The organism is Clostridium sp. AUH-JLR23, assembly GCF_964238065.1.
In the GTDB taxonomy this organism is placed as follows: domain Bacteria; phylum Bacillota_I; class Bacilli_A; order Erysipelotrichales; family Coprobacillaceae; genus Allocoprobacillus; species Allocoprobacillus merdigallinarum.
Genome location: NZ_CAXSKY010000033.1, coordinates 1 through 1,622, shown reverse-complemented (window position 1 = coordinate 1,622; position 1,622 = coordinate 1). Strand labels below are relative to the sequence as shown.

Sequence of the window (1,622 nt, the reverse complement as noted above, 5' to 3'; positions counted from 1 at the left end):
GGCCAACCAGCGGCTGGAAGAGCTGGAGCAAGCGAGGTAGGGGTCATCCAGGCAAATCCGGATGGCATAACCCGAAGGCGTGACGCGGATGGAACATTGCGATAAGTACAGAAGAGGCCAAAGCCGGCTTCCAAGAAAAGCTTCTAGCAAAACTGCAGACAGCCCGTACCGAAAATGGACACACATGGGTGAGGAGAGAATCCTAAGGTGAGCGAGAGAACTATAGCTAAGGAACTCTGCAAAATGACTCCGTAACTTAGGGAGAAGGAGTGCTCAGTGGAAGCTGAGCCGCAGTGAAACGGCCCAAGCGACTGTTTACCAAAAACACAGCTCTCTGCGAAGACGCAAGTCGAAGTATAGGGGGTGACGCCTGCCCGGTGCTGGAAGGTTAAGGGGAGTGGTCAGCGAAAGCGAAGCCATGAACCGAAGCCCCAGTAAACGGCGGCCGTAACTATAACGGTCCTAAGGTAGCGAAATTCCTTGTCAGGTAAGTTCTGACCCGCACGAAAGGCGTAACGATTTGGGCGCTGTCTCGGCTGTAGACTCGGTGAAGTCTTAGTACCTGTGAAGATGCAGGTTACCCGCGACTAGACGGAAAGACCCCATGGAGCTTTACTGTAGCTTGATATTGGACTCTGATGCATGATGTACAGGATAGGTAGGAGGCAAGGATACGGATACGCCAGTATTCGAGGAGCCGACGTTGGGATACTACCCTTGATGCATTGGAGTTCTAACCGGACGACATGGAGCTGTCGACGGGACAGTGTCAGGTGGGCAGTTTGACTGGGGCGGTCGCCTCCCAAAGAGTAACGGAGGCGCCCAAAGATACCCTCAGCATGGATGGAAACCATGCGCAGAGTGCAAAGGCAAAAGGGTGTTTGACTGCGAGACAGACAAGTCGAGCAGGGACGAAAGTCGGGCTTAGTGATCCGGCGGCACCGAATGGAAGGGCCGTCGCTCAACGGATAAAAGCTACCCTGGGGATAACAGGCTGATCTCCCCCAAGAGTTCACATCGACGGGGAGGTTTGGCACCTCGATGTCGGCTCATCGCATCCTGGAGCTGAAGTCGGTTCCAAGGGTTGGGCTGTTCGCCCATTAAAGCGGTACGCGAGCTGGGTTCAGAACGTCGTGAGACAGTTCGGTCCCTATCTGTCGTGGGCGCAGGAAGTTTGAGGAGAGCTGCCCTCAGTACGAGAGGACCGGGGTGGACGGACCGATGGTGCACCAGTTGTCACGCCAGTGGCACAGCTGGGTAGCCAAGTCCGGAAGGGATAAACGCTGAAGGCATCTAAGCGTGAAGCCCCCTCCAAGATGAGACTTCCCATTCTTCGGAAGTAAGGTTCCTCCAAGACGAGGAGGTAGATAGGTCATGGGTGCAAGCATGGTGACATGCTGAGCTGAATGATACTAATAGACCGAGGGCTTAGCCGAAGTGGAAGAGAGAGGCTGTTCAGTTTTGAGCGTTCGTGCTCGAAGGGATCTGGTGGTGAAGGCGTGATGGAAACACCTGTACCCATGCCGAACACAGAAGTTAAGCATCACAGCGGCGAAGATAGTAGGCAACTGCGAAAATAGCACGCTGCCAGTCCATGTGAGGGAATAGTCATTCTATTCCCT

General features: G+C 54.4%; 1 rRNA gene and 1 other annotated feature (1 of these 2 running past the window's edge). The gene reads left to right on the top strand.

From position 1 onward, the window contains the following. Positions 1–1,436: a sequence feature (most likely nonfunctional fraction of RNA operon), on the top strand (it extends 3,018 nt beyond the left edge of the window). Positions 1,437–1,484: 48 nt separating this feature from the next. After that, positions 1,485–1,593 (top strand): 5S ribosomal RNA (gene rrf, locus ACESR5_RS11940). Positions 1,594–1,622 lie beyond the last annotated feature (29 nt).